General features: G+C 72.2%; 4 protein-coding genes. 2 read left to right on the plus strand and 2 right to left on the minus strand.

What is annotated here, in order from left to right; translation table 11 throughout:
• Positions 1 to 500: 500 nt before the first annotated feature.
• Both FNQ90_RS14505 and FNQ90_RS14510 read left to right on the plus strand, forming a co-directional pair.
• Entirely contained in the window at positions 501 to 1934 is a 1434-nt protein-coding gene (locus FNQ90_RS14505; protein WP_143622312.1) for a gamma-aminobutyraldehyde dehydrogenase, read from the plus strand.
• Positions 1935 to 2211: 277 nt separating this feature from the next.
• Positions 2212 to 2352 carry a hypothetical protein gene (locus FNQ90_RS14510; RefSeq protein WP_153427144.1) on the plus strand — a complete coding sequence of 47 codons (141 nt, stop codon included), beginning with the start codon at positions 2212 to 2214 and terminating at the stop codon, positions 2350 to 2352.
• A 46-nt stretch (positions 2353 to 2398) separates the two neighbouring features.
• Here FNQ90_RS14510 and FNQ90_RS14515 read toward each other — a convergent pair whose 3' ends face one another.
• Both FNQ90_RS14515 and FNQ90_RS14520 read right to left on the minus strand, forming a co-directional pair.
• Positions 2399 to 3148, minus strand: a complete 750-nt coding sequence (locus FNQ90_RS14515; protein WP_182606767.1) for a glycerophosphodiester phosphodiesterase — start codon at positions 3146 to 3148, stop codon at positions 2399 to 2401.
• Positions 3145 to 4137 carry an adenosine deaminase gene (locus FNQ90_RS14520; protein WP_182606768.1) on the minus strand — a complete coding sequence of 331 codons (993 nt, stop codon included), beginning with the start codon at positions 4135 to 4137 and terminating at the stop codon, positions 3145 to 3147. The genes FNQ90_RS14515 and FNQ90_RS14520 overlap by 4 nt, the downstream gene beginning before the upstream one ends.
• Positions 4138 to 4171 lie beyond the last annotated feature (34 nt).

Raw genomic sequence — 4171 nt, forward strand, 5'->3', positions numbered from 1 at the left:
GGGTCGGGGAGCGGGGGTGATGGGTGACACGGAGGTTACCAAGAGCCACCTCCGCCGGTCGGTGTCGAATCGGTGGTCCGCGGCGCGTCGGACGGAAACCGCCCGGTCGGGCCAACGTCGGTCGCCCGGCGTGCCGGGGCCCGGAGGCGGCGGGAGGCCGGCGGAAAGGAACGGGAGGCGCCGGGAAGGCACGAGAGGCACCGAGAGACACCGAGAGGGGAGGAGGGGCGCCCCGTGTCCCCCGACTCACGGGTTCACGGGGACACGGGTTCACGGGACGGACGCCCACCGGCCGCACTCCTCGGAGGAGTGCAATTTCTTCGCGTCCCACCACGAATCACCGGACGTGAAATGTTTGTTCCGAGTCGAAACCGTAAATTTTCCCGCCGGCCGGACTGTCGTCCGGTCCGGTGGGCGACCTACCGTGGGTCCCGAACGGGCCCGTCCCGAGGACTCCCCGGCCGACGACGGCCGGGGATCGAACGATGCTGGAGGGTGTTGTGACCACCGAGCTGCGCCGGCTGCGCAATCACATCGACGGGGAGTTCCGTGACGCCGCGGACGGGCGGACCACCGACGTCATGGATCCGACCACCGGCTCCGCCTGGGCGACCGCCCCGCTCTCGGGGGCCGAGGACGTGGAGGCGGCCATGAGGGCCGCCGCGGCCGCGTTCCCCGGTTGGCGGGACACCACCCCCGCCGCGCGGCAGCTCGCCCTGCTGCGGATCGCCGACGCCTTCGAGCGCCGGGCCGACGAACTGCTGGAGGTCGAGTGCCGGAACACCGGTAAGCCGCTGGAGCTCACCCGGCAGGAGGAACTGCCGATGATGCTCGAGCAGATCCGCTTCTTCGCCGGAGCCGCCCGTCTGCTGGAGGGCAAATCGGCCGGTGAGTACATGGAGGGCATGACCTCCTTCGTGCGGCGGGAGCCGGTGGGCGTGTGTGCCCAGGTCGCTCCCTGGAACTACCCGATGATGATGGCGGTGTGGAAGTTCGCCCCGGCCCTCGCCGCCGGGAACACGGTCGTCCTCAAGCCCTCCGACACCACCCCCGCCTCGGCCGTGCTGATCGCCGAGATCCTCGGGGAGATCCTGCCGCGCGGAGTGTTCAACATGGTGTGCGGCGACCGTGACACCGGTCGTCTCATGGTCGAGCACCCCGTTCCGGCCATGGTGTCGATCACCGGCTCGGTCCGTGCGGGCACCGAGGTGGCGGCCTCGGCCGCGCGTGACCTCAAGCGCGTCCACCTGGAACTGGGCGGCAAGGCCCCCTGTGTCGTCTTCGAGGACGCCGACATCGAAGCCGCCGTGGAGGGCATCCGCGACGCGGGCTTCTTCAACGCCGGTCAGGACTGCACGGCGGCCACCCGGGTGCTGGTCCACGAGTCGATCCACGATGCCTTCCTGGAGGCGCTCACCAAGGCCGCGGCGGACGTCCGCACCGGTGACCCGGCCGACCCGGACATCTTCTACGGCCCGTTGAACAACCCCTCCCACCTGGAGCGGGTCGCCGGTTTCATCGACCGGCTGCCGGCCCACGCCCGGGTGGAGACCGGTGGCCGCCGGGTGGGGGAGCGCGGCTGGTGGTACGCGCCGACCGTGGTCAGCGGTCTGCGCCAGGAGGACGAGATCATCCAGCAGGAGGTCTTCGGCCCGGTCATCACGGTGCAGCGCTTCCCCGACGAGGCGAGGGCGGTGGAGTGGGCCAACGGCGTGGACTACGCGCTGGCCTCCTCGGTGTGGACCCGTGACCACGCCCGCGCCATGCGGATGTCCCGGGCGCTGGAGTTCGGCTGCGTCTGGATCAACACCCACATCCCGCTGGTGGGCGAGATGCCCCACGGCGGTTTCGGGAAGTCGGGGTACGGCAAGGACCTGTCCGCCTACGGGCTGGAGGACTACACCCGGATCAAGCACGTCATGACCGCGTTGTGAGGTGTCGGGGGCGGACGCCTCGGCGCCCGCCCCCGGTGGCCGGTCCACCGACGTGCCGGGTACGGCCGGTGGTGTGGCGGTGGGAGGCGCCCGCGTGTGCCCGGGGGCGCACGATGCCCCCGGGGCGCCGGGGTCGGGGTTGGCCGAAAGGTGCTCTGTACACCGGGGTGGCGGCTGATACTTTCGGTGTCCGTTGAGTCGCTGTCCGCATCCACCGGTGCGGCATCGGCCCGTTCGGCACCACCAACCCTTTCCGCGACCCGGAGGATGATCCCCCATGCGCCACCGCACCCGTGTGATCGCCCGCGCCGCCACCGTCCTCATGGCAATGGGCCTGTTCGCCGGTACCGCCGCCGCCCCCGCGATCGCCTCCTCGACCGACGGCTGCGTCATCGTGCGCGGCGGTCGCCTCTGCTGATCGCGTCCACCCCGTCGCGGGACACCCGTCCCGCGACGGGGGGATCTCACCGCTCGCCGCCCTCCGCCGCGGCCCGGTCCACGGCCCGCCTCAGGGTGCCGGGGCGGTTACTGGTGATCGCGTCCACTCCCATGGCCAACAGTCGACGCATGGTTCGTCCGCTGTCCACCGTCCACGCCCCCAACAGGTATCCCGCCTCCCGGGCCCGGTCCACGGTGGCCCGGTCCAGGAGCCCGAAACGGTAGTTGAGCCACCGGGGGCGCACCTCCGCGACCAGGCCCGCCCGGACCGGGGCGCTGCGCTTCCAGGTCAGGGCGATCTCCGCCGTCGGATCATCGGCCCGGACCGCCAGCAGGGCGGCGGGGTCGCCGCACCAGTACACCCGGTCGACGGAACCGTCTCCCGCCACCGTCGCGACGGCGGCCCGGGCGGTCGCCCCGTCCGGCTCCGGCAGGTCGATCAGCACCCGGGTCGGGAAGGTCGCCCCCAACGCCTCGGCCAGGGTCGGCACCCCGCCCGCGGATGCCTCGCGGATCTCCGCCACCGTCAGATCGGCCACCGCGCGGTCCACTCCCCACAACCGTTTCAGCCCCGGGTCGTGCACCACCACCGGCACCCCGTCACGGCTCAGTCGGACATCCAACTCGACCGCGTCGGCCCCCTCGGCGATCGCCGAGCGGAAGGAGGCCAGGGTGTTCTCCCGCACCCGGTAGGGATCGCCCCGGTGGGCCACGACCAGGGTGTTGCCGGGGGCCCCGGCAGGGCTTCCGCCCGGGTGGGAGGTCGCGCCGCTCATCGGATCCACCCCGCCAGGTGCGCGTCGATCTCGGCCACCAGACGGGTCCGCCCGGCCGGGTCGAGGAACGACTGCCGGACGGCGGAGCGTGCCAGCTCGGCCAGCCCCGCCTCGTCCAACCCCAGGAGTTCCCCGGCGATCAGGTACTCCCGATCGATGTCGGTACCGAACATCGGCGGATCGTCGCTGTTGATCGAGAACGGCACCCCGGCCGCCGCGATCGTCGGCAGCGGGTGCCCGGCGAACGAGGGCACCGACCGGGTGGCGACGTTGGAGGTGGGGCAGATCTCCAAGGGGATGCCGCGCTCCGCCAGCTCCTCCATCAGCGCCGGGTCATCCACGACCCGGATGCCGTGGCCGATCCGCTCCGCCCGCAACGCCTCCACCGCCTCCCGGACGGAGGTCGCGTCGCTGGATTCCCCGGCGTGCGGCACGCTGTGCAGTCCCTCGGCGATCGCCCGGTCGAAGAACGGCTTGAACTGTGCCCGGCCCACCCCGATCTCGGGGCCCCCGAGTCCGAAGGAGACCAACCCCTCGGGACGCAGCTCACAGGCCATCCGGGCGGTCTCCTCGGCGGCCGGGAGCCCCAACTCGCCGGGGATGTCGAAGCACCAGCGCAGCACCAGGCCCCGGTCCCGCTCGATGGTCACCCGGGCGTCCTCGATCGCCTCCAGGAAGGCCTCCGGAGCGATCCCGCGCCGGGTGGAGGTCACCGGGGTGACCGTCAGCTCCGCGTATCGCACGTTGCGGTCGGCCAGGTCCCGCCCCACCTCGTAGGTCAGCAGTCGGACGTCCTCCGGGTCACGGATCAGGTCCACCACCGAGATGTAGACCTCGATGAAGTGCGCGAAGTCCCGGAAGGTGAAGTACTCGGCCAGTGCCTGCGGATCCTTCGGCACCGGGGAGTCGGGGTGACGGGCGGCGAGGGCGGCCACGGTGTGCGGGGCGGCGGAGCCCACATGGTGGACGTGCAGTTCGGCCTTGGGCAGCGCGGCGACGAAGGCCGCCCGACCCCCCGACGGG

It is taken from the genome of Streptomyces alkaliphilus (genome assembly GCF_014141535.1).
Lineage (GTDB): Bacteria > Actinomycetota > Actinomycetes > Streptomycetales > Streptomycetaceae > Streptomyces > Streptomyces alkaliphilus.

Bases quoted from the DNA above. Each gene is read 5' to 3' on its own strand.
- FNQ90_RS14510 (WP_153427144.1), top strand. From the start codon at position 2,212: ATGCGCCACCGCACCCGTGTGATCGCCCGCGCCGCCACCGTCCTCATG.
- FNQ90_RS14515 (WP_182606767.1), bottom strand. From the start codon at position 3,148: ATGAGCGGCGCGACCTCCCACCCGGGCGGAAGCCCTGCCGGGGCCCCC.